This is a genomic window from Sphaerotilus sp. (assembly GCF_031429695.1).
Lineage (GTDB): Bacteria > Pseudomonadota > Gammaproteobacteria > Burkholderiales > Burkholderiaceae_C > Sphaerotilus.
Window position 1 is genome coordinate 1 of record NZ_JANPAB010000107.1, and the last position, 22,647, is coordinate 22,647.

The following is a 22,647-nucleotide window of genomic DNA, read 5'->3' on the forward strand; positions in this document are numbered from 1 at the left end:
GTCAATCAAACCATCAAAAAGGAATTTGGTGGAGGTAAGCGGGATCGAACCGCTGACCTCTTGCATGCCATGCAAGCGCTCTCCCAGCTGAGCTATACCCCCAAATGGTGGCGGAGTGGACGGGACTCGAACCCGCGACCCCCGGCGTGACAGGCCGGTATTCTAACCAACTGAACTACCACTCCGCAGTGGCGACTCCTAGGGGATTCGAACCCCTGTAACGACCGTGAAAGGGTCGTGTCCTAGGCCTCTAGACGAAGGAGTCTTCAAACTTTTTCGATGAACCACGAAGCGCTTTGATGGTGGAGGTAAGCGGGATCGAACCGCTGACCTCTTGCATGCCATGCAAGCGCTCTCCCAGCTGAGCTATACCCCCTCGGGCGCTTCGTTGTTCAAGCGAGAACGCGATTATGAAAGGAATTCAGATACCTTGCAAGCGTTTGAGCACGGTATTTTTATCGAACAAGGCCAGCACGGCATCGACCGGTGGCGTCTGGGTCCGCGCGCACACCAGCACCCGCAGAGGGATCGCCAGTTGGGGCATCTTCACCTTCAGCTCGCCAATGGTCTGCTTGATGGCCTGGCTGATCGACGGCGCGTCCCAGCTCGGCAGCTCGGCGAGCCGATCGCGCAGCGCGATGAGCGCCGGGCGCGACACGTCGTTGACATGCTGCGCCAGATCCGCGTCGCTCGGCTGCACATCGACGAAGTAAACCGACAGCCAGTCGGCCAGCTCGACTGTCGTGCTGCAGCGGTCCTTGAACAAGGCGCACATCGCCGCCAGCCGTTCGTCGGCCACCACGGTCAGACCCCGGCTGGCGAATTGCGTGGCCACCAGATCCGCCAGCACCACGTTGCCGCAGATCTTCATGTGCTGCGCATTCACCCAGCGCAGTTTGGCCTCGTCGAACTGCGCGGCGCTCCGCCCGAGGTGGTCGAGGTTGAACCACTCGACCAGCTGCTCGCGGCTGAAGATCTCGTCGTCGCCATGGCTCCAGCCCAGCCGGGCAAGGTAGTTCACCACGCCGTCGGCCAGATAACCCTCGTCGCGGTACTGGGTCACCGGCTTGGCCCCGTGGCGCTTGCTCATCTTCTCGCCCTGCTCGTTCAGCACGGTCGGCAAGTGGGCATAGACCGGCGGCTCGACACCCAGGGCGCGGAAGACGTGGATCTGGCGCGGCGTGTTGTTGACGTGGTCGTCACCGCGGATCACGTGGGTGATCTGCATATCGATGTCGTCCACCACGACGCAGAAGTTGTAGGTCGGCGTCCCGTCCGGGCGGGCGATGACCAGATCGTCCAGCTCGTCGTTGCTGATCTCGATGCGGCCCTTGACCTTGTCGTCCCAGACCACCGAACCACCCTGCGGCGTCTTGAAGCGCAGCACTGGCTTCACACCTTCTGGCACCGGCGGCAGCACCTTCCCCGGCTCCGGCCGCCAGGTGCCGTCGTAGCGCGGCTTTTCCTTGTTGGCCATCTGCCGTTCGCGCAATGCGTCCAGCTCCGCCATGGCCATGTAGCAGGGATAGACCCAGCCCTCGGCCACCAGTTGCGCCAGCACCGCCTTGTAGCGGTCCATGCGCTGCATCTGGTAGAACGGCCCTTCGTCGTGGTCCAGGCCCAGCCACTTCATCCCCTCGACGATGACATCGACCGCGGCCTGCGAGGACCGCTCGACATCGGTGTCCTCGATGCGCAGCACGAAGACGCCGCCAGTGGCACGCGCCCAGGCCCACGGATACAGGGCCGAGCGGATATTGCCCAAGTGGATGAAGCCGGTGGGGGACGGCGCGAAACGGGTGCGGACTTGTGTCATATCAGGGCGAGGCCACGTGCGAGGTCGGTCTTCAGGTCTTCGACGTGCTCCAGCCCGACGGCGACGCGGATCATGCCCTGCGTGATGCCGGCGGCCAGGCGCTGCGCTTCGGTGAGGCGCCCGTGCGAGGTGCTCGACGGATGGGTGATGGTGGTCTTGGTGTCGCCGAGGTTGGACGTGATCGAACAGATCCGCGTCGCGTCGATCACCGCGAAGGCGTTGGCACGGGCCTGCTCTGGCGTGTCGCCGCGCGCGACGAAGCTGACCACCGCGCCGCCATTGCCGCTCTGCTGCGCCATGGCCAGGGCGTGTTGCGGGTGCGACGGCAGACCGGGGTAGAACACCCGCGCCACCTGCGGCTGAGCTTCCAGCCACTCCGCCAGTTTCAGCGCCCGCGCGCCCTGCGCCTCCATGCGGATCGACAGCGTTTCCAGCCCCTTCAGCACCACCCAGGCGTTGAATGGCGACAAGCACATCCCCGCCGAGCGCATCACCGCCATGAACGGCCCGTCGATCAGCGCCGCCGGCCCGCAGACCGCACCAGCGATGACGCGGCCCTGCCCGTCCAGGTACTTGGTGCCCGAATGGATGATGAGATCGGCGCCCAGATCGGCCGGCCGCTGCAGCGCCGGCGAGCAGAAGCAGTTGTCCACCGCCAGCAGCGCACCCGCGGCGTGCGCGATGTCGGCCAGCGCGCGGATGTCGCAGACCTCGGTCAGCGGGTTGCTCGGCGTCTCGGCGAAGAGCAGTTTGGTGTTCGGCTGGATCGCCGCCTGCCACTCGGCCGGGTCCGTCTGCGAAACGAACGTGGTCAACACGCCGAACTTGCCGAACTCGCCCTGCAGCAGCTTGATGGTCGAGCCGAACACGCTCTGCGAGCAGATGACGTGGTCGCCCGCCTTCAGCAGCCCCATGACCATCAGCAGGATCGCCGACATGCCGCTCGACGTGGCGATGCAGGCTTCAGTGCCTTCGAGCGCAGCCAGGCGGCGCTCCATCATCATGGTCGTCGGGTTGGTGAAGCGGCTGTAGACGAACGCCTCCTCCTCCTGGGCGAACCGGGCGGCCGCCGTAGCCGCGTCCGGATGCACGAAGCTGCTGGTCAGGAACAGCGCCTCGGAGTTTTCGCCCCAGGGCGTTGTCGGCAAGCCTTCGCGCACGGCCAGCGTGTCCAGCCGCGCATCCAAGGGCAGGTCCACGCGCGGCAGGCGCTTCGGGTCGGTATGGTCACGGCTGCGCATGGCAGGTCTCCAGAAGTCCAGAAGTCCAGAAGTCCAGAAGATCAGGTGCTCGGATTCGGCAGCGCCAGACGGCCACGGTCGCCCGCTTCCTCGTCCTGCGGCTGGGCGGCGCGCTGGGTTTTCATCGCCTCGAAATCGGCCGCGGTCACATCCCCGGTGATGTAGTGCCCGTCGAAGCAGGACGCCTCCAGCCCCGCCAGCGACGGATTCAGCGACGACACCGCGCGCTTCATCGCGTCCACGTCCTGGTAGATCAGCGCATCGCAGCCGATGTAGTCGCGGATCTCGTCCATCGTGCGGCCGTGGGCGATCAGCTCGGCCGAGGTCGGCATGTCGATGCCGTAGACGTTCGGGTAGCGCACCGGCGGCGCGGCCGAGGCCATGTAGACCTTGTTCGCACCGGCCTCGCGGGCCATCTGCACGATTTCGCGCGAGGTGGTGCCGCGCACGATCGAGTCGTCCACCAGCAGCACGTTGCGGCCCTTGAACTCCATGCCGATGGCGTTGAGCTTCTGGCGCACGCTCTTCTTGCGCGTGGCCTGGCCCGGCATGATGAAGGTGCGGCCGACATAGCGATTCTTGACGAAGCCTTCGCGGTAGGGCTTGCCCAGGCGCTGCGCAAGCTGCATCGCCGAGGGACGGCTCGACTCGGGAATCGGGATCACCACGTCGATGTCGGACGGCGGCATCGTGCTGATGACGCGCTGCGCCAGCGTCTCGCCCATGTTCAGGCGGGCGTGGTAGACCGAGATGCCGTCGATCACCGAGTCCGGGCGCGCCAGGTACACGAACTCGAACACGCACGGATGCAGCGACGGCGACACCGCGCACTGCTGGCTGTGCAGCTCGCCTTCGAGCGTGATGAACAGTGCCTCGCCAGGCGCCACGTCGCGCACGAGGTGGTAACCGTTGCCTTCGAGGGCGACGGACTCGCTGGCCACCATCCACTCGGTGCCCTGGCCGGAGGCTTCCGCCGAACCCAGGCACAGCGGGCGGATGCCATTCGGATCGCGAAACGCCACCAGCCCGTAGCCGGCGATCAGCGCCACCACGGCATAAGAGCCCTTGACGCGGCGGTGGACCGCACTGACCGCCTTGAACACTTCCACGGGCGTGAGGGGCAGGTCCTGTGCGGCCGCCTGCAACTCGTGGGCGAGGACATTGATCAGCACCTCGGTGTCGCTCTCGGTGTTGAGGTGGCGGCGGTCGATGTCGATCAGCTCCGTCTTCAGCGCGTGGGCGTTGGTGATGTTGCCGTTGTGGACCAGCACCACGCCGAATGGGGCGTTGACGTAGAAGGGCTGCGCTTCCTCCTCGCTGTAGGCGTTGCCAGCGGTCGGGTAGCGGACCTGGCCGAGGCCGAGCGTGCCGGGCAGCGCGCGCATGTTGCGGGTGCGGAAGACATCGCGCACCATGCCGCGGGCCTTGTGCATGAAGAACTTCGTGCCCACGGCCGTGACGATGCCGGCGGCATCCTGGCCGCGGTGCTGCAGCAGCAGCAGCGCGTCATAGATCAACTGGTTCACTGGTGACTTGGAAATCACACCGACGATGCCACACATCGCTCACTCCATCTGTTCAAGTAATTCCCAACGGACACCGGGCTGGACAGCGCGGTCATCCCCGTTTGTGCTGCGTGTATTGCGTGTATTCGTTGCGGCTCAGCCTGGTGCCGAGGGGCTCGGCAGTGGCCGCCAGTCGCCGGGCAGCCACGGTGCCAGCACGGCCTGCGCGGCCGTCAGCCAGCGCACACCGGCTGACACCTGCCAGGACGGCTGGCGCGCCATCGGCGTCAGGCCCAGCATCATCACGGCCACCAGCAAGATCAGCCCGCCGCGCAGCACGCCGAACGCCGCGCCCAGCAAGCGGTCGAGCGGCGCCAACGGCGTCGCGTGGATCACCTGCTGCAGCAGCCAGGTCAGCACGCGCCACGCGAGCAGCGTCGCGACGAACGTGATCACCAAACCGGACAGGCGGGCGATCTGCCCCCCCGGCTCGCCGATGTGCAGCGCCAGCGCCACATCCAGCGCCCAAGCCTGCGACAGCAGCCACGCCACCACCCAACCCGCCAGCGACATCACTTCGCTGACCAGCCCGCGCAACATCCCGGCGACCACCGACAAGGCCAGCACCGCCAGCATCGTCAGATCGATCCACCCGAGGTCGGCGAGCATGATCCGGCCTCAGAGCGGCAGCACCGCTGCGTTCAGGCCGGCGGCCTTGAGCTTCGCAGCAGCACGCAAGGCTTCTTCCTTGGAGTTGAACGGACCCAGGCGCACCCGCGTCCGGGCCGAACCGGCGGCGGTCTCGACATGCTGTTCATGCGAATCCAGCCCCAGCTTGCCGATGCGGCGACCCAGCTCACGTGCCGCCCCGGCTTCGGCGAAGGAGCCGGCCTGGATGACATAGCGGCGGGGCTTGTCGGCATCGCTGTCCGCCTTGGCGGCTTTGGCGGCCTTCGCCTCCTTGACATCCTTCGCCTTGCGGGCAGCCTCGCGGCGCGCCTCTGCAGCGTCGCGGGCGTCTTGCGCGTCCTTGGCTTCCTTGGCCTTCCTGGCAGCGCGGGCCAAGCGGGTTTTTTCCGCTTCGCGCGCCTGTTCGGCCTCACGCACCTTCTCGGCTTCGCGGGCCTTGTCCGCCTTCAGCCTGTCGGCCTTGATCTTCTCGCGGGCGATCCGGTCGGCACGCGCATCGGCTTCGGCTTTCGGGTCGGATTTCGGCTCGGTGATGATGGCTTCATCCGCGCGGGGTTTCTTGCCAGTGCCGGGCAGCATGCCAATCGCCGCCGTGCCTGCAGCGGTCGCCAGCGAGATGGTCGAACCGGCAGCACCCGACACCGAGGACGACGCCGACGCAGCAGCCACCGACTGCGGCGCCGTGCCAGGCGCAGCCGCCTTGACCGATACGGCCACCGCGCCGTCCGGTGCCGCCATGCGGACCTTGAAGGTCTGATCAGCCGGGCGCGGGGGCTTGTCGAACAGCGTAGGCAAGCCGACGACCGCCCCACCGACCAGCACAGCCGCCCCGATCAGACGCCGACGCGCACGGGTGCGCAGCGCCTCGACGGTGACGGGATCCTGGGGAGGTGGTGTGCGCTTGCGGGTCTCGGGTACCGGCGTTTTCTTGCGCTGGAGAAAGGAAAACAAACCCATCTGGTTCAGCCATCAGGCCGCGTTGGTCGGGGAGGTGAGCGGCGGTCAAGTCGGGCGTGTCAGCCGACGTGCGCGGCGCCCAGACGCGGCAATCCGTGTTGCAAGACACCGCCGACGGTATGGAAGGATCCGAAAACGACGATTCTATCAGTGGGGTCGGCGCCCTTGAGCGCAGCGTTCAGTGCTTGCTGCGGTCCTGTGTTGCAGTGCAACACCGCCGCCGGCAACGGCGCTGAGCCAGCGGGTCGCGACACACGCGCCGATTCGATGGCCACACGCAGCGCGTCGGCCGTGGCCGCACGGGGGGTCGGCAGACCACAGAGGTGCCAGACATCGACCAGCGGCAGCAACGGCCCGACAAGGCCCGCGATGTCCTTGTCCGCCATGGCGCCCAGCACGGCATGCGTGCGCGGAAAGTAGCCCATCTGGTCCAGGTTCTGCGCGAGCACGGCGGACGCATGCGGGTTGTGTGCGACATCGAGCACCAGCGTGGGCTGGCCCGGCACGACCTGGAAACGCCCCGGCAGCTCGACCAGCGCCAGTCCGTTGCGCACCGCCTGCGCCGGCACCGACAGGCGCGGCCGCAGCGCATCCAGTGCGGCGAGCACACCCGCGGCGTTGATCAGCTGGTTCGCACCACGCAGCGCCGGGTAGGCCATCGCGTTGTAGCGCCGCCCTCGCCCGCTCCAGCCCCACTGCTGGCGGTCGCCCGAATAGTTGAAGTCGCGGCCGAACAGCCACAGGTCCGCGCCCAAGGCTTCGGCGTGTTCGATGACACTGCGTGGCGGCACGGGGTCGGACACGACCACAGGCCGGCCGGCCCGCATGATGCCGGCCTTTTCACGGCCGATCGACTCGCGGTCCGGGCCGAGGTAGTCCATGTGGTCGAGGTCGATGCTGGTGATGATGGCGCAGTCGGCGTCGATGATGTTGACGGCGTCCAGCCGCCCGCCCAGACCGACTTCGAGAATCACCACGTCCAGCGGCTGCGCCGCCATGCAATGCAGGATGGCCAGCGTCGTGAACTCGAAATAGGTCAGCGACTCGCCCTGGCGCGCCGCCTCGACCGCAGCGAAATGCGGCAGCAGCACCTCGGCCTGCACCACGTCGCCGTTCAGGCGCAGTCGTTCCTCGAAATGCACCAGATGCGGTGAGCCGTAGACCGCCGTGCGGTAACCGCCCTGCAGCAGGATGGCTTCGAGCATGGCGCAGGTCGAGCCTTTGCCGTTGGTGCCCGCCACGGTGAACACGGGCACGTCGAACTGCAGGCCCATTCGCTCGCGCACGCGCTGCACCCGGTCCAGGCCGAGTTCGATGGTCACGGGGTGCAGACGCTCGCAGTGGGCGAGCCAGTCGGACAGGGTCTGGGGCGTGGCGGTCGGCATGGGGGTCTGCGGAGTGTTCTCGTCGAAAAACCGAAGGGGCGTCTCGCGACGCCCCCGGCAAACATGGCGGCTGGAAAGCGGACTCAGGACACCGCGTCGGCGCTCTGCCGCTGCAGCATGGCCAGCAGGCGGGCCACGGTCTGGCGCAGCTCGCGGCGGTCCACGATCATGTCCAGCGCACCCTTCTCGATCAGGAACTCCGAGCGCTGGAAGCCTTCAGGCAGCTTCTCGCGCACGGTGTTCTCGATCACGCGCGGGCCGGCAAAACCGATCAGCGCCTTGGGTTCGGCAATGACCACATCGCCCACGAAGGCGAACCCGGCCGAGACACCGCCCATGGTCGGGTCGGTCAGCACGCTGATGTAGGGCAGCTTCGCCTTGCCGAGGCGGGTCAGCGACGCATTGGTCTTGGCCATCTGCATCAGCGAGAGCAGCCCTTCCTGCATGCGCGCCCCACCCGTGGCGGTGAAGCAGACGAACGGCACCTTCTGCTCGATCGCCGTCTCGACACCGCGCACGAAACGCTCCCCGACCACCGAGCCCATCGAGCCGCCCATGAAGTCGAACTCGAAGGCCGCGACGACCAGCGGAATGCTCAGCACCGAGCCGCCCATGACCACCAGCGCATCGGTCTCCCCGGTGGACTCCATCGCTTCCTTGAGGCGCTCGGGGTATTTCTTGCTGTCCTTGAACTTCAGCGCATCGACCGGCAGGACTTCCTGCCCGATCTCGTAGCGGCCTTCGTCGTCCAGGAAGCCGTTGAGGCGGGCGCGGGCGTCGATGCGGTGGTGGTGGCCACACTTCGGACAGACATTGAGGTTGCCTTCGAGGTCGGTCTTGTAGAGCACCGTCTCGCAGGATGCACACTTGACCCACAGGCCTTCCGGCACCGTGCGGCGTTCGCTGGGTTTGGTCTGCTGGATCTTGGGGGGCAGCAGCTTGTCGAGCCAACTCATGCGCGTTCTCCTGGGGTTGTTCCTTGGAGCGTGTCCAACGCCGCACGGATCTCGCGGAGGAAACCGGCAGCCACCGGCACCACCCGCTCGCGCGGTTCATGTTCAATCAACTGGATGATACGGGAACCGATCACGACCGCGTCCGATACCCGGGCCACCGCCACGGCCGTCGCCGCGTCGCGGATGCCGAAACCGACACCCACCGGCACGCTCACCTGCGCCCGGATGCGCGGCACCATGCGTGCGACCGCATCGGTGTCGAGGTGGCCAGCGCCGGTCACACCCTTGAGCGAGACGTAGTAGACGTAGCCCGTGGCGATGCGGCCGACTTCGGCCATGCGCGCATCGGTCGAGGTCGGCGCGAGCAGGAAGATCGCGTCCATGTCCGCCGCGCGCAGCCGGGCGGCGAACGCCTCGCACTCCTGCGGCGGGTAGTCCACCACCAGCACGCCATCGACGCCCGCCTTCTTCGCGTCGTCGACGAAGCGGTCCGGACCGTAGCACTCGACCGGATTGGCGTAGCCCATCAGCACGACCGGCGTGGTGGCATCGGTCTCGCGAAAGGCACGCACCATCGCCAGCACGTTCGCCGTGCTGATCTGCTTGAGCAGCGCCCGCTCGCTGGCGCGCTGGATCACGGGACCATCGGCCATCGGGTCCGAGAACGGCACCCCGAGCTCGATCACGTCGGCGCCGGCCTCGACCATGCCGTGCATCAGGTCAACGGTCACATCCGCGTAGGGATCCCCCGCGGTGACATAGGGAATCAGCGCCTTGCGGCCCTGCGCGGCCAGGCGCGCGAAGGTGGTCTGGAGGCGGCTCACAGCGCACCTCCCTTGACGCTCTGCCCGCGGCACGACGGGCGGCAGTAGAAATCGGCGCCCGACAGGTCGGCGACGGTGCCGATGTCCTTGTCGCCGCGGCCGGACAGGTTGACCAGGATGTGCTGGTCGGGGCGCATCGTCTTCGCCAGCTTCATCGCGTAGGCGACCGCGTGGCTCGACTCCAGCGCCGGGATGATGCCCTCGGTGCGGCAGAGGTAGTGGAAGGCCTCCAGCGCCTCCTTGTCGGTGATGCCGACATACTCGGCGCGACCGATGTCCTTCAGGTAGGCGTGTTCCGGGCCCACGCCGGGGTAGTCCAGCCCAGCCGACACGGAGTGCGTCTCGGTGATCTGGCCATTGGCGTCCTGCAGGATGTAGGTGCGGTTGCCGTGCAGCACACCCGGCTTGCCCAGTTGCAGCGAGGCCGAATGCTTGCCCGTGTCCATGCCCTCGCCCGCCGCCTCGACACCGATCAGGCGCGTAGCCTCGAACGGGATGTAGGGGTAGAAGATGCCCATCGCGTTGCTGCCACCGCCCACGCAGGCGACCACCGCGTCCGGCTGCCGGCCGGCCGGCCCGCCCAGCTCCGCGATCATGTCTGGCATCTGCGTCAGGCACTCGGTGCCGATGACGCTCTGGAAGTCGCGCACCATCGCCGGGTACGGATGCGGGCCCGCCACCGTGCCGATGATGTAGAAGGTGTTCTCGACGTTGGTGACCCAGTCGCGCATCGCCTCGTTGAGCGCGTCCTTCAGCGTCCTGCTGCCGGACTCGACCGGCACGACACGGGCGCCGAGCAGGTGCATGCGGTAGACGTTCGGGCTCTGGCGCTTGACGTCCTCCGAGCCCATGTAGACCACGCATTCCATGCCGTAGCGCGCACAGATCGTGGCGGTCGCCACGCCGTGCTGGCCCGCGCCGGTCTCGGCGATCACGCGCGGCTTGCCCATGCGCTTGGCCAGCAGCGCCTGGCCGATGGTGTTGTTGACCTTGTGCGCGCCGGTGTGGTTCAAGTCCTCGCGCTTGAGGTAGATCTGCGCGCCGCCCATCTCGCGGCTCATGCGGTCGGCGTGGTAAACCGGGCTGGGGCGTCCGACAAAATGCTTGAGTTCCCGGCGGAATTCAGCGATGAACTGGGGGTCGTGGCGGTAGTGCTCGTAGGCCCCACGCAATTCGTCGAGCGCATGACTGAGGGTTTCAGCGACGAAGCTGCCGCCGTAGACCCCGAAATGCCCGCGGGCATCGGGTTGGTCGTATGAAAACATGGTGACTCTCGGGAATTTCAGTATCCGCTGTCGGCGTCCGCCCGTCGGGCATCGGCTTCGCGAACGGCTTCGCAGAATTGGCGCATCAGCGCAGCGTCCTTGACGCCCTTGCCGATTTCAACGCCGGAACTCACGTCCACGGCACAGGGCCGCACGCGAAGCACGCCATCGGTCACATTGGCAGCATTCAACCCACCAGACAAAACGACCGGACGGCACACGTCTGACGGGATGAGAGACCAATCGAAAACCTTTCCGCCACCGCCATACCCTTCGACGTGGGCGTCGAGCAGGATGGCCTGGGCGCTGGAGTAAGACTGTGCAAAGTTTAACAAATCGAAGCCAGGTGTCATGCGAGCGGCGCGCAGATAGGGACGGCCAGCAGCTTCACACTGCGCGAGAGTTTCATCTCCGTGGAACTGCAGCAGCAGGGTCGGAATGGCCAAACAGGCTTCGGCGATCTGCGCCGCTTCGGCGTTGACGAAGAGACCGACCGGCGTCACGAACGGCGGCAGGTGCCGCACCAGTTGCACAGCACGGTCCAGCGACACATGCCGAGGACTGCGGGCATAGAACACCAATCCGATGGCATCAGCACCCGACGCCACCGCCGCATCCACATCCTGCTCCCGGGTCAGGCCGCAGATCTTGATGCGGGTGCGGGCAGCACGAGCCGCTGCCGGAAGGTCATTTGAAGCGCTCATCGGACGTCACCAGCGAAAAGGAAAAAAACGGCGGGCAGGAAGCGGGAGGGAATCCAGCGAACCCGGCTCAGCGTTCCCAGCCGCCAGGCAACCAGTCGAAGCTGGCTGTTCGGGTCGGCAAGCCACGGTGCGCATCGTAGCGGGGACCGAGGAAATACAGCCCGTCGGGGGCAAAGGTCGGCGCGGCGCGTTCGCGCTGGCGCGAGGCGAGCACCTCAGCCACCCAGTCACTTGGCCGGGTACCCGTGCCCACGGCGATCAGGCAACCCATGAGGTTGCGGATCATGTGGTGGAGGAAGGCCACCGCCTCGAAGTCGAAGCGCCAATAGGCACCGTGGCGCTCGATGGAGATCTCGCGCATCAGCTTGACTGGCGACAGCGCCTGGCAATCGGCAGAGCGAAACGCAGAGAAATCGTGTTCACCGATCAGGTGAGCCGCAGCCCGCCGCATGGCGTCGACGTCCAGTGGCCGGAAGGTCCACCCGACCGAGCCCTTCTCGATGGACGGTCGCACTGGCGACTCGACCACGATGTAGGCGTAACGCCGCCCACGGGCAAGGTTGCGGGCATGGAAATCGTCACTGACCGGAGCGCACCACTGGACAGCGATGTCATCTGGCAGATAGCGGTTGGTGCCACGCACCCAGGAACGCGGCTCGCGCACTCGGTCCGTGTCGAAATGGACCACCTGATTGAGGCCGTGCACACCGGTATCGGTGCGCCCTGCACACAGGGTCTGGATCGGCACCACCGCAAACTGTGCCAGCGCCTTTTCCAGATGGTCCTGCACCGTGCAGCCGTCCGGCTGGCTTTGCCAGCCGTGGTAGGCGGTGCCGCGGTAGGCGATGCCTAGCGCAAGGCGCAAGGCGATTCACCTGCCCGGACAAGCGCCGACCGGCGCGTCACGCCAGCTTGTCCAGCATGGCCTGCGCCTTGGCACGCAGGTCGCCATCGGACTTCTCGATCACTTCCTGCAGCATGTCGCGTGCAGACTCGGCATCGCCGAAATCGAGGAACTCCTTGGCCAGCTCGATCTTGCGGGCCAGCGGATCACCGTCTTCGCCATCCCCCAGCATCGGGTAGGCATCGACGCCACCCGGTGACGTGGTGGGCTGCAGATCGAAGTCGAGCGACAAGCCGTCCATGTCGATCTTCTGCAGATCACCCGCTTCGGTGATCGGCTCGCTGATCTCGGGCAGATCATGGAGTTCAAAGTCCAGGCTGCTGTGACCGAAGTCGCCGGCATCCTTCGCTGCCGCCGAAGCCGCACCAAACACGGCACCACCGGCCACACCTTGCTTGATCGAGCCGAACGCACCCGAGATCGGCGGCAGTGCATCCATCGGACCCGGTACCGAAATGTCGAGGTCGATGGAGGCCGAGTTGCCCGACGGCGTATCGGCACCCAGGTCAAAGTCGGGGATCGCGCTGTTCTCGAACCGAGACGGCGACGGCACCACCGACTGCGGCATGGTGCTGGCCCCCAGCATCTCGCCACCGCCAGATTCCATCGCATAACCCAAGTTGGGCTGACCACCCTGCTCGTACAGCGGATTCTCCGGATCGATCGAACGGCCCAGTTCCTGCGCACGGACCCAGTCCTCGCCCTGACCACCGGTCAAGCCATACAGCTCACCCGCCAGCAGTTCGTAGCCCTTGGTGTCACGGCGCTTGGCATAGACCTCCAGCAACTTGGTGCGGATGGCGAGACGCTCCGGATTGGCCCGCATCGCCTCCTTGAGGATTTCCTCGGCCTGCAGGTCGCGGCCATACGCCAGGTAGACATCCGCTTCGGCAACGGGATCGACATCGCCAATGGCGTCGATCTGGCTGAGCGAATAGCTCATCGAGGACGGCGTCCCGGCCGCGTCACGGGTATCAACCCGCTGACCACCGCTCGCCCCGAAGAACGAGTCCGGCTGGAGCCGGCTCTCCAGGAACGAGGTAACGCCGGCCTCGTCCTTGTTCTTGCCACGCAGGCGGTGATACCCCAGACCCGCCAGAATGGCCAGAATCAGACCGGCGCCGGGCAGCAGCATCGGGTTTTCGGACAGCGACTCAATCAGCGAGGGCTCTTCGACAGGCGCCGTGTCCATCGGCATCGCCGGACGGGACGCTGCAGCCACAGCAGGCGGCACAGAAACAGCCGGCGCGCTGGCTGCGGCCGGAGCCGATGCCACAACAGGCAGCGGCTCCTTCGCCGAGGCAGGCTTCGCCACCATCGGGGCCGATGCCGGCGCTGCAGGCTTGGCGAGGACCGGCGCCGATGCGATCTCGATCGGCTTGTCGGGCGTCTTTCCGGTCACCACGGCGGATCCGGAAGCCGAAGCCGCCTTGCCCAACCCGGAGGCCGCAGCACCCGACGCTGCCTGCAGCTTTTTCAGCTCATCCAGATTGCGCGCGAGTTCATTGACACGCGAGCTGGCTTCCTTCTCGGCGCGCTGCTTGACCACGGCCTCTTCCGGCGCGGCGGTCTGCCCCTTGCCAGCCGTCTTCGGCTTGTCGATCTGCAGACGGTCCGGCTTGGCCGCACCGGCCGAACCACTGTCGACCACCTCCGTGCGGACTTGACCACCAGACTTGCGAGTCGGCTCGACCGGCTTGGTCTGCTCTGGCACGGCACCCGCCAAGCGCTGCCGGTAGGCATTGAAGTTGGCACTCTGCACATGCACGAGGCGGCGGGCTTCCCGCGCGTCGACGCTGCCGAGCTTCTGCGAAGAAGGCACGTTCAACACGGCGCCAGAACGCAGCCGGTTCATGTTGTTGCCGATGAAGGCCTGGCTGTTGCCCTGGTACAGGCCGACCAGCATCTGATCCAGGGAGAAGCCCTCGACCTGCAGCTTGCTGGCGACCATCGACAAGGTGTCGCCCGACTTGACCCGGTATTCGGCACCAGCGGACGCATTGCTGGCAGGAGTCGATTCCGTTGCAACCGGCGGCGGCGCGACAGAGCGGCGCGCGGGCGGTTTCGCGAGCGGGGCAGGCTCCGCGGACTCGGTGAGTACCGGTGCTGGGGCCGGCCGCTTCGTCGCCTCGGCGCGAGCGACAACTTCGGCCGCTGCAGACGCAGCCAGCTCAGCCTTGCTCGGACGTGCCGGCGCTGCGACGACGGCTGGCGTGGTCGGTGCAGCCGGTGCGCGGGCAACCGACGGCGGATCGAACAACAGCGTGTACTCGCGCAGCAGACGACCACTGGACCAGGACAGCTCCAGGATCACGTCAACAAACGGCTCCTGCACCGAACGATCACTGCTGATGCGAAGATACGGTGAACCATCGGCGCGGCGTTGCAGCGACACCGACGTGGAAGGCAGGACAGCGTTGTAATCCACACCGGCAATCCGGTAGGCATCCGGCGGCGCGACCCGCACCCGGAGATTGGCGGATTCGTCCGGCGTGAGGCTGGTGACGTCGATCTCGGCCCGCAGCGATTCGCCCAAGGCGGATTGAACGCTCAAGCGGCCGAGACTCAAGGACCATGCCGATGGTGCAGCACCCAGTGCTGCAATCACCGCGACCACGGCCGCCACTTCTCTCAGAGCCAAACGCCCCGTGCGCTTCGTCTGGGTATTCAAGGCGTCTCCCAAGCTGCGAATCATGGAACCATTCCGTTTTTTCGCACCAGTCAATATGAGCAACGAATGCTCAGCAAGGACTCAAAATGTCCGAAAAGACAATAGCATCAAGCAGATACAAAGACAAGCTCATGCTCTGCCTGACATTCCGAGCATCTCGCACGATTACCGTCACTGAAAATATGCCCGTTGCCAGTCGGCAACGGGCACCGTGCAATACCGATCAGGCGTCCAGCAGGATGCGCAGCATGCGGCGCAGCGGCTCGGCCGCGCCCCACAGCAACTGGTCCCCGATGGTGAATGCGCCAACATACTCCGGGCCCATCGCCAGCTTGCGGATCCGACCGACCGGAATCGTCATCGTGCCTGTCACTGCTACCGGCGTCAGATCACGGACAGTGGCCTCACGGGTATTGGGCACCACCTTCACCCACTGATTGTCGGCCGCGATCATGGCCTCCAGATCGGCAACGGGCACGTCCTTCTTCAGCTTGAACGTCAGTGCCTGGCTGTGGCAGCGCATCGCACCCACGCGCACGCAGAAACCATCCACCGGGATCGCGTCCGAGCCGAAGCCCTCGCCGAGACCCAGGATCTTGTTGGTCTCGGCCATGCCCTTCCACTCTTCCTTGGACATGCCGTTGCCGAGATCCTTGTCGATCCACGGGATCAGCGAGCCACCCAGCGGCACGCCGAAGTTCGCGGTCTCGGCCGAGGTCAGCGCACGCTGCTTGGCGATGACCTTGCGGTCGATCTCCAGGATCGCGCTCTTCGGGTCGTCCAGCAGCGCGCGCACTTCGGCGTTGAGCGTGCCGTACTGCGTCAGCAGCTCGCGCATGTGCTGCGCGCCACCACCAGAGGCAGCCTGGTAGGTCTGCGTGCTCATCCACTCGACCAGACCGGCCTTGTAGAGCGCGCCGACGCCCATCAGCATGCAGCTCACGGTGCAGTTGCCGCCGACCCAGTTCTTGCCGCCCTTGGCCAGTGCATCCTTGATCACCGGCATGTTGACCGGGTCGAGGATGATGACGGCGTCGGATTCCATGCGCAGCGTCGAGGCCGCATCAATCCAGTGGCCGTTCCAGCCCGCGGCGCGCAGCTTCGGGAACACCTCGGAGGTGTAGTCGCCGCCCTGCGCCGTGATGATGATCTCGCAGCGCTTGAGCGCCTCGATGTCATGCGCGTTCTGGAGTTTCGTCTCGTTCTTCGCCATCGCCGGGGCCGCGCCGCCAGCGTTGGACGTTGAGAAGAACAGCGGCTCGATGAGGCCGAAATCGCCCTCGGCCTGCATGCGGTCCATCAGGACGGAGCCGACCATGCCGCGCCATCCGACCAATCCTACGAGTTTCATGTGATGCCCTCTTTCGAAATTCGACCTTCCCCGCCGACTCGCATCGCCGGGGTTGAGAGGTCTGGGCGAGACGAGGCGGAGCCGATCAGCTCTTGGTAATGCCTTTGATGGCCTTCGTGCCCTGGGTGACGGCGGCCACGACCGCATCACCCATCTCGCGTGTGCCGACGCGCTTCATTCCCTCCGACCAGATGTCAGGCGTGCGGTAGCCAGCGGCGAGCACGGCCTGAACCCCCGACTCGATGCGGTCGGCGGCTTCAGGTTGTTGGAGGGAGTAGCGAAGCATCATGGCAGCGGACAGGATTGTAGCCAGAGGATTGGCCACCCCCTTGCCGGCGATGTCCGGCGCGCTGCCGTGGCTGGGTTCGTACAGCCCCTGCCCCTTCGCATTCAGCGACGCGGAAGGCAGCATCCCGATCGAGCCGGTCAGCATCGCCGCCGCGTCCGAGAGGATGTCGCCGAACATGTTGCCGGTGAACAGCACGTCGAATTTCTTCGGCGCCTTGATCAGTTGCATCGCCGCGTTGTCCACGTACATGTGGTCCAGCGCGATGTCCGGGTAGTCCTTGTGGACCTCGGTGACCACGTCCTTCCACAACTGGAAGGTCTCCAGCACGTTGGCCTTGTCCACGCTGGTCACGCGCTTGCTGCGCTTGGCGGCAGCTTGAAAGGCGACGTGGGCGATGCGCTCGATCTCCGGGCGGCTGTAGCGCATCGTGTCGAAGGCTTCCTCGGCACCGGGGAAATGGCCGTCGGTAGCGATGCGGCGCCCGCGCGGCTGGCCGAAGTAGATGTCGCCCGTCAGCTCGCGGATGATCAGGATGTCCAGCCCGGCGACGAGTTCGGGCTTGAGCGACGAGGCGTGGGTCAGTTGCTCGTAGCAGATGGCGGGGCGGAAGTTGGCGAACAGGCCCAGGTGCTTGCGCAGGCCGAGGATGGCCTGTTCGGGCCGCAGCGAGCGTTCCAGCGTGTCGTACTTCCAGTCGCCCACCGCGCCGAACAGGATCGCGTCGGACGCCTTGGCGAGGTTCAGCGTCGATTCCGGCAGCGGGTGGCCGTGGGCTTCATACGCGGCGCCGCCGACCTTGGCTTCTTCCAGCTCGAAGGGCAGGTCGAGCACGTTCAGGACACGGACGGCTTCGGCGACGATTTCGGTGCCGATGCCATCGCCGGGGAGGACTGCGATTTTCATGGTCATGGGGAAAGTCTTTCGTGTACGGATTCGGTTCGGCACAACCCACCAGACGGTGGTTGACCCACGGCTTGGCAGCCAAGCGCTCGGCCTCGAAGGCGCGGATCTTGTCGGCGTGGCGCAGCGTCAGGCCGATGTCGTCGAAGCCGTTGGTCAGGCAGAACTTGCGGAAGGCCTGCACCTCGAACGGGATCTCCTCGCCGTCGCCCTTGACCACCACCTGCCGCAGCAGGTCGATCGTCAGCCGGTAGCCAGGGAAGGCGTGGACCTCGTCGAACAGCTTCGCGATGACGCTCTCGGGCAGCACGATGGGCAGCAGGCCGTTCTTGAAGCAGTTGTTGAAGAAGATGTCGGCGAAGCTCGGCGCGAGGATGGCGCGGAAGCCGTACTGGTCCAAGGCCCACGGCGCGTGTTCACGGCTCGAACCACAGCCGAAGTTCTTGCGCGCCAGCAGCACCGAAGCGCCCTGGTATCGCGGCTGGTTCAGCACGAAGTCCGGGTTCGGCTTGCGCACGACGTGTTCCTGGCCGGGCTGGCCCACGTCGAGGTAGCGCCACTCGTCGAACAGGTTCGGGCCGAAGCCACTGCGCTTGATCGACTTGAGGAACTGCTTGGGGATGATGGCGTCGGTATCGACGTTGTCGCGGTCCATCGGCGCGACGAGGCCCTGGTGAACGGTGAAGGCTTGCATGGCGAAATTCCTTGAGTCGGGGCGTTCAATGGGTCAGCCGAGGCGGCGGACATCGACGAAGTGGCCTTCCAGCGCGGCAGCGGCGGCCATCGCCGGGCTGACGAGGTGGGTGCGGCCCCCGGCGCCTTGGCGGCCTTCGAAGTTGCGGTTGCTGGTCGAGGCACAGCGTTCGCCCGGCTCCAGCCGGTCCGCGTTCATCGCCAGGCACATCGAGCAACCCGGCTCGCGCCACTCGAAACCGGCCGCCTTGAAGACCTTGTCCAGCCCTTCCCGCTCGGCCTGCGCCTTCACGAGACCCGAGCCGGGCACGACCATCGCCACCTTGATGTTCGCCGCCACCCGCTTGCCGAGCTTGCGCACGACGGCCGCCGCCTCGCGCATGTCCTCGATGCGGCTGTTGGTGCAGGAGCCGATGAAGACCTTGTCCACGTACAGATCCGCCAGCGCCTTGTTCGGCTGCAGGCCCATGTACTTCAGCGCCCGCTCGATCGCGTCGCGCTTGACGGGGTCGCGTTCCTTGTCGGGATCGGGCACGCGCTGGTCGATCGCCAGCACCATCTCGGGCGAGGTGCCCCAGGTGACCTGCGGCAGGATCTGCGCAGCGTCCAGCTCGACCACGGCGTCGAACACCGCGTCCGCGTCCGATTGCAGCGTGGACCAGTAGGCCACTGCCTGCGCCCACTCGACACCGGCTGGCGCGAACGGCCGGCCCTTGACATACTCGATCGTCTTCTCGTCCACGGCGACCAGGCCCGCGCGCGCGCCGGCTTCGATCGCCATGTTGCACACCGTCATGCGGCCTTCCATGCTCAGCGCACGGATCGCCGTGCCGCCGAACTCGATGGTGTAGCCCGTTCCGCCTGCCGTGCCGATCTTGCCGATGACGGCCAGCACGAGATCCTTGGCGCCACAGCCGAAGGGCAGCGTGCCTTCGACCTTGACCAGCAGGTTCTTCGCCTTCCTGGCCAGCAGCGTCTGCGTGGCCAGCACATGCTCGACTTCACTGGTGCCGATGCCGTGGGCCAGCGCACCGAACGCGCCGTGCGTCGAGGTGTGGCTGTCGCCGCAGACGACAGTCATGCCGGGCAGCGTGGCGCCCTGCTCCGGGCCGATGACGTGGACGATGCCCTGGCGGCCGTCCATGAACGGAAAGTAGGCCGCCGCGCCGAACGCCTTGATGTTGGCGTCCAGCGTGGTGATCTGCTGGCGCGAGATCGGGTCGGTGATGCCGTCGTAGCCGAGTTCCCAGCCGGTGGTGGGCGTGTTGTGGTCGGCGGTGGCGACGATGGAACTGGTGCGCCAGACCGGGCGGCCGGCCAGGCGCAAGCCCTCGAACGCCTGCGGGCTGGTGACTTCATGCACCAGGTGGCGGTCGATGTAGAGCACCGAGGTGCCATCTTCTTCGGTGTGGACGACGTGTTCGTCCCAGAGCTTGTCGTAGAGGGTGCGTCCGGTCATGAGGGGTTCTCGATCGTTGGAGGGCAAAGGAATTCGACAAAACGGCGCACGACGGCAGGCAGAACCTCCTGCTCGCGCACGCCGACAAGGTACTCGCGCTGCGCCCAGGGTTCGTCGAGCGCGATGCGGTTCAGCCGGAACAGCCGGGCCAGCCGCTCGGCCACGGCGGACGGCATCAGCGCGACACCGAGGCCAGCCTCGACCAGTTGCGCGATGGCGTCGAAGCCGCGCACCTGCATCCGCATGCGCAGCGGGCGGCCCTGCTCGGTGGCGTGGGCGAGGAGCATCTGCTGCAGCGCCGCGCCCGTGTGCTGCCCGACAAAATCGAAGTCGAGCAGGTCGGCGAAGCGCACCAGCGTCCGATCGGCCAGCGCGTGGCCCTGCGGCGTGATCAGCACCAGCGTGCCTTCGCGGTAGTGCCAGGTCTGCAGCCGCGACTCCAGCCGCGGCGGCACGAAGATGCCCACGTCCGCCCGACCCTCGGCCACCGAACGCTGCAGCTCGGCGCTGGTCTGGTCTTCGAGCGTGATGCGGATGTCGGGGTGCGCACGCGAGAAAGCGGCGAGGTCCGGCGGCAGGCACTCGGCGATGGCGGAGGCGTTGGCGACGATGCGCAGGTGGCCCCGGATGCCACGCGAGTATTCGGCGACCTCGTCCTCCATCGCGTGCAGCGAGGCGTGCAGGCTGCGGACGTGGCGCAGCAGCGCGTGGCCGGCGGCAGTCGGCTCGACGCCCCGGGCGCGGCGCTCGAACAACTGCACGCCGAGGCGGGTTTCGAGGTCGCTCAGCCGCTTGCTCGCCGCCGCAAGCGCCAGATGCTCGCGCTCGGCGCCGCGGGTGATGCTGCGTGTCTCGGCGATCGCCAGGACGAGGTTGAGCGTGACGAGGTCGAAGCGCATGGAAGCGCCATCTTGCCCCAAGCCGGCCGCGCTGACGGTCGGCAATCGACGAGCCAGCCTTCGTTCAGCGCGAAGGCTGCGCCCGAATCACCGACGCTCCGAATCAAGCCGCCAGCGTACGCCTGAAGAACGCCAGCGTGCGCTGCCAGGCCAGCTTGGCTGACGCAGCGTCGTAGCGCGGTGTCGTGTCGTTGTGGAAGCCGTGCTGCACACCCGGGTAGACATGGCCCTCGAACGCGGTGCCGACAGCTTTCAGGGCGGCTTCGTATGCGGGCCAGCCGGCATTGATGCGCTCGTCGTCACCGGCGTAGTGCAGCAGCAGGGGTGAGCGGATGCGCGCTGCCTCAGCCGCCGTCGGCTGTCCGCCATAGAACGGCACCCCGGCCGCCAGCGTCGGCAGGCGGGTCGCCAGGAAATTCACGACCGTGCCCCCGTAGCAGAACCCCACCGCGCCCACCCGCCCGGCACTGCCGGCCAGCGTCACCAGGTGCCCGTGGGCGGCCACGAAATCCTCGCGGGCACGGGCCTGGTCGAGCTTGGGGAACAGCTCGCGCGCCTTGTCCTCGTCGCCTGGGTAGCCGCCGAGCGGAGCCAGTGCGTCGGGTGCAAAGGCGGTGAAACCCTCGACGGCAAATCGACGCGCCACGTCCTCGATGTGGGGATTGAGTCCTCGGTTCTCGTGGACCACCAGCACGGCCTGCACTTTCTCGCGGGCCTGCGCCGGTTGTGCCAGCAGACCCTTGACCATGCCATGTCCCTGCGGTGAAGGCACCTCGATGCGGCTGGTGCGGATGCGGGCGTCCTGCGGGGAAACCTGCTGCGCCTCGGCGAATGTCGGACTCAGGGCGGCGAGCAATCCGGCTGCGGACGTGCCGGCGGTGGCGTAGCGGGCAGCGCCATCCAGGAAACCTCGCCGACTGAGCTGACCATGCACGTACTGGTCGAACAGCTTCAGGACGGCAGGATCGAAATCGCGGGCGGTGGGGCGTTCCATGTCAGCACTCCAGTCAGATCGGGCAAGGACCAAAACAATACCCGACGACTTCCGCTACACAAGCCCACAACGAGAAAAGCCCTGAAATCACAAGTATTCACTTGTTTTTTCAGGGCTTACCCATTCTGGCGGAGACGGAGGGATTCGAACCCTCGATGCACTTTTGGTACATACTCCCTTAGCAGGGGAGCACCTTCGGCCACTCGGTCACGTCTCCGGCGAAGAGATGAGACTATAGCGCAGTTTCGGCCGACCTGTAAACCTGTCAGCCAAACGATCACCCTGCGTACTTGGCATAGGCGGTCGCCATCTTCTGGTCGTACTGGAAGGTCGCATAGTCCCGACCGTTGTAGCCCTCGGCGAAAGCAGCCCAGTTTCTGCTCCGGATGGCCTTGAGCAGCTTGGCGTTGTTGCGGACGAACTGGACAAACGCCTTCAGGTGCTCGGCATCGGAGACTGTCATGGCGCGGACGAAGCTGGCGACCGTCGTGAAGCCGCAGGCCTTGTGGTTTTCGCCCAGGATCTGGAATACCCCCCAGGATGCCGCCTTGAGCGCCGCATCCCGGTCCAGCGGCAAGGCGCGGGCGAGTTTGCCGTACTGCTGATCCCTGGTGCCATAGCCGCCACGCGGATACGGATTGTGCAGACCCGACAGATCGGGATGGGCGGCGTCGAACGTCCCCGGTGGCACCGTGCACCGGGCGAACACGTGGCGTTCATACAGGATGGTCGGCCGCTTGAGAGCGTCAAATCCCGCACCGCGCGACTCGACCTCGGCCACAGCCCGAACCGCGGCCACCTCGCAGCCCAGCACCTGCGCCGCATCGGCCAGGTCTTTTGCAGACAGCATGGCACCGGTGTAGGCGTCGAAAAAACCAGCGGGCATCGCCGGCCCTGCGGCCGCCGCCATGGCAGGCACACCACGCTTGCGCGATGTCGGCACCGGCGCGTCCGGCGTGAGTTTGTCGAGTTGTCCGGCAGGATCCAGGAATCCGTCGACGGCGTTGATCGCATCGACTGACTTGCGACGAACGGAGCGCTTGCGCGCGACCGGCGGCGCCTGCGTCGCCTCGGTAGAGGAAGAGACATGCAGCGTGGTCATCTGGTTCTCCTTGTGACAGCAACGTGGTCCATCAGCGTTCAT

At 66.3% G+C, this 22,647-nt stretch carries 18 protein-coding genes, 5 tRNA genes and 1 pseudogene; all 24 read right to left on the reverse strand.

The features are described 5' to 3' along the window. Positions 1 to 26: 26 nt before the first annotated feature. Positions 27 to 102, reverse strand: a tRNA-Ala gene (locus RMP06_RS19835). Positions 103 to 108: 6 nt separating this feature from the next. Beyond that, a tRNA-Asp gene (locus RMP06_RS19840) sits at positions 109 to 185 on the reverse strand. Between the two features lie 4 nt (positions 186 to 189). Further along, positions 190 to 265: transfer RNA gene (locus tag RMP06_RS19845), tRNA-Glu, on the reverse strand. A gap of 35 nt (positions 266 to 300) precedes the next feature. Next, a tRNA-Ala gene (locus RMP06_RS19850) sits at positions 301 to 376 on the reverse strand. A gap of 45 nt (positions 377 to 421) precedes the next feature. Next, on the reverse strand, positions 422 to 1,816 hold the full coding sequence (gltX, locus tag RMP06_RS19855) for a glutamate--tRNA ligase (protein WP_310463525.1): 1,395 nt from the start codon (positions 1,814 to 1,816) through the stop codon (positions 422 to 424). Then, on the reverse strand, positions 1,813 to 3,057 hold the full coding sequence (locus RMP06_RS19860) for an O-succinylhomoserine sulfhydrylase (protein WP_310463526.1): 1,245 nt from the start codon (positions 3,055 to 3,057) through the stop codon (positions 1,813 to 1,815). The genes gltX and RMP06_RS19860 overlap by 4 nt, the downstream gene beginning before the upstream one ends. Before the next feature lie 41 nt (positions 3,058 to 3,098). Further along, positions 3,099 to 4,619: an amidophosphoribosyltransferase gene (purF, locus tag RMP06_RS19865; RefSeq protein ID WP_310463527.1), complete on the reverse strand. Its 1,521-nt coding sequence runs from the start codon at positions 4,617 to 4,619 to the stop codon at positions 3,099 to 3,101. A gap of 99 nt (positions 4,620 to 4,718) precedes the next feature. Then, entirely contained in the window at positions 4,719 to 5,231 is a 513-nt protein-coding gene (locus tag RMP06_RS19870; protein ID WP_310463528.1) for a CvpA family protein, read from the reverse strand. Between the two features lie 9 nt (positions 5,232 to 5,240). Continuing rightward, positions 5,241 to 6,209, reverse strand: coding sequence for an SPOR domain-containing protein (locus RMP06_RS19875; RefSeq protein WP_310463529.1), 969 nt, complete (start codon positions 6,207 to 6,209; stop codon positions 5,241 to 5,243). Positions 6,210 to 6,268: 59 nt separating this feature from the next. Then, positions 6,269 to 7,594 carry a bifunctional tetrahydrofolate synthase/dihydrofolate synthase gene (folC, locus tag RMP06_RS19880; RefSeq protein WP_310463530.1) on the reverse strand — a complete coding sequence of 442 codons (1,326 nt, stop codon included), beginning with the start codon at positions 7,592 to 7,594 and terminating at the stop codon, positions 6,269 to 6,271. An 83-nt stretch (positions 7,595 to 7,677) separates the two neighbouring features. Then, a complete protein-coding gene (gene accD / locus RMP06_RS19885; RefSeq protein ID WP_293995296.1) occupies positions 7,678 to 8,550 on the reverse strand; it encodes an acetyl-CoA carboxylase, carboxyltransferase subunit beta in 873 nt (290 codons plus the stop codon). Continuing rightward, complete coding sequence (trpA, locus tag RMP06_RS19890) at positions 8,547 to 9,374, reverse strand: tryptophan synthase subunit alpha (protein WP_310463531.1); 828 nt, start codon at positions 9,372 to 9,374, stop codon at positions 8,547 to 8,549. The genes accD and trpA overlap by 4 nt, the downstream gene beginning before the upstream one ends. Further along, positions 9,371 to 10,639, reverse strand: a complete 1,269-nt coding sequence (gene trpB / locus RMP06_RS19895) for a tryptophan synthase subunit beta (protein ID WP_310463532.1) — start codon at positions 10,637 to 10,639, stop codon at positions 9,371 to 9,373. The genes trpA and trpB overlap by 4 nt, the downstream gene beginning before the upstream one ends. A gap of 17 nt (positions 10,640 to 10,656) precedes the next feature. Continuing rightward, a complete protein-coding gene (locus tag RMP06_RS19900) occupies positions 10,657 to 11,343 on the reverse strand; it encodes a phosphoribosylanthranilate isomerase (protein ID WP_310463533.1) in 687 nt (228 codons plus the stop codon). Between the two features lie 67 nt (positions 11,344 to 11,410). Continuing rightward, on the reverse strand, positions 11,411 to 12,208 hold the full coding sequence (gene truA / locus RMP06_RS19905) for a tRNA pseudouridine(38-40) synthase TruA (protein WP_310463534.1): 798 nt from the start codon (positions 12,206 to 12,208) through the stop codon (positions 11,411 to 11,413). Positions 12,209 to 12,245: 37 nt separating this feature from the next. Continuing rightward, a complete protein-coding gene (locus RMP06_RS19910; RefSeq protein WP_473964761.1) occupies positions 12,246 to 14,942 on the reverse strand; it encodes a motility hub landmark protein FimV in 2,697 nt (898 codons plus the stop codon). A gap of 199 nt (positions 14,943 to 15,141) precedes the next feature. Next, positions 15,142 to 16,269: an aspartate-semialdehyde dehydrogenase gene (gene asd / locus RMP06_RS19915; protein WP_310463536.1), complete on the reverse strand. Its 1,128-nt coding sequence runs from the start codon at positions 16,267 to 16,269 to the stop codon at positions 15,142 to 15,144. Between the two features lie 85 nt (positions 16,270 to 16,354). Continuing rightward, complete coding sequence (leuB, locus tag RMP06_RS19920) at positions 16,355 to 17,461, reverse strand: 3-isopropylmalate dehydrogenase (protein WP_310463636.1); 1,107 nt, start codon at positions 17,459 to 17,461, stop codon at positions 16,355 to 16,357. A 46-nt stretch (positions 17,462 to 17,507) separates the two neighbouring features. Then, a pseudogene (gene leuD / locus RMP06_RS19925) lies at positions 17,508 to 18,152 on the reverse strand (3-isopropylmalate dehydratase small subunit); the annotation flags it as partial. Between the two features lie 33 nt (positions 18,153 to 18,185). Continuing rightward, positions 18,186 to 19,610, reverse strand: a complete 1,425-nt coding sequence (gene leuC / locus RMP06_RS19930; protein WP_310463537.1) for a 3-isopropylmalate dehydratase large subunit — start codon at positions 19,608 to 19,610, stop codon at positions 18,186 to 18,188. Beyond that, complete coding sequence (locus RMP06_RS19935; protein WP_310463538.1) at positions 19,607 to 20,509, reverse strand: LysR substrate-binding domain-containing protein; 903 nt, start codon at positions 20,507 to 20,509, stop codon at positions 19,607 to 19,609. The genes leuC and RMP06_RS19935 overlap by 4 nt, the downstream gene beginning before the upstream one ends. Before the next feature lie 103 nt (positions 20,510 to 20,612). Next, positions 20,613 to 21,503, reverse strand: a complete 891-nt coding sequence (locus RMP06_RS19940) for a dienelactone hydrolase family protein (RefSeq protein WP_310463539.1) — start codon at positions 21,501 to 21,503, stop codon at positions 20,613 to 20,615. A 126-nt stretch (positions 21,504 to 21,629) separates the two neighbouring features. Further along, positions 21,630 to 21,720 (reverse strand) — tRNA-Ser (locus tag RMP06_RS19945). A gap of 60 nt (positions 21,721 to 21,780) precedes the next feature. Next, entirely contained in the window at positions 21,781 to 22,605 is an 825-nt protein-coding gene (locus RMP06_RS19950) for an N-acetylmuramidase family protein (RefSeq protein ID WP_310463540.1), read from the reverse strand. Between the last annotated feature and the right edge of the window lie 42 nt (positions 22,606 to 22,647).

What these genes read in the sequence shown, in the direction of transcription:
- asd (WP_310463536.1), bottom strand. Translation starts at nt 16,269, where the DNA reads ATGAAACTCGTAGGATTGGTCGGATGGCGCGGCATGGTCGGCTCCGTC.
- RMP06_RS19910 (WP_473964761.1), bottom strand. Translation starts at nt 14,942, where the DNA reads ATGATTCGCAGCTTGGGAGACGCCTTGAATACCCAGACGAAGCGCACG.
- RMP06_RS19935 (WP_310463538.1), bottom strand. Translation starts at nt 20,509, where the DNA reads ATGCGCTTCGACCTCGTCACGCTCAACCTCGTCCTGGCGATCGCCGAG.
- leuC (WP_310463537.1), bottom strand. Translation starts at nt 19,610, where the DNA reads ATGACCGGACGCACCCTCTACGACAAGCTCTGGGACGAACACGTCGTC.
- RMP06_RS19940 (WP_310463539.1), bottom strand. Translation starts at nt 21,503, where the DNA reads ATGGAACGCCCCACCGCCCGCGATTTCGATCCTGCCGTCCTGAAGCTG.
- RMP06_RS19860 (WP_310463526.1), bottom strand. Translation starts at nt 3,057, where the DNA reads ATGCGCAGCCGTGACCATACCGACCCGAAGCGCCTGCCGCGCGTGGAC.
- accD (WP_293995296.1), bottom strand. Translation starts at nt 8,550, where the DNA reads ATGAGTTGGCTCGACAAGCTGCTGCCCCCCAAGATCCAGCAGACCAAA.
- RMP06_RS19875 (WP_310463529.1), bottom strand. Translation starts at nt 6,209, where the DNA reads ATGGGTTTGTTTTCCTTTCTCCAGCGCAAGAAAACGCCGGTACCCGAG.
- gltX (WP_310463525.1), bottom strand. Translation starts at nt 1,816, where the DNA reads ATGACACAAGTCCGCACCCGTTTCGCGCCGTCCCCCACCGGCTTCATC.
- RMP06_RS19950 (WP_310463540.1), bottom strand. Translation starts at nt 22,605, where the DNA reads ATGACCACGCTGCATGTCTCTTCCTCTACCGAGGCGACGCAGGCGCCG.
- trpB (WP_310463532.1), bottom strand. Translation starts at nt 10,639, where the DNA reads ATGTTTTCATACGACCAACCCGATGCCCGCGGGCATTTCGGGGTCTAC.
- RMP06_RS19900 (WP_310463533.1), bottom strand. Translation starts at nt 11,343, where the DNA reads ATGAGCGCTTCAAATGACCTTCCGGCAGCGGCTCGTGCTGCCCGCACC.
- purF (WP_310463527.1), bottom strand. Translation starts at nt 4,619, where the DNA reads ATGTGTGGCATCGTCGGTGTGATTTCCAAGTCACCAGTGAACCAGTTG.
- leuB (WP_310463636.1), bottom strand. Translation starts at nt 17,461, where the DNA reads ATGAAAATCGCAGTCCTCCCCGGCGATGGCATCGGCACCGAAATCGTC.
- RMP06_RS19870 (WP_310463528.1), bottom strand. Translation starts at nt 5,231, where the DNA reads ATGCTCGCCGACCTCGGGTGGATCGATCTGACGATGCTGGCGGTGCTG.
- folC (WP_310463530.1), bottom strand. Translation starts at nt 7,594, where the DNA reads ATGCCGACCGCCACGCCCCAGACCCTGTCCGACTGGCTCGCCCACTGC.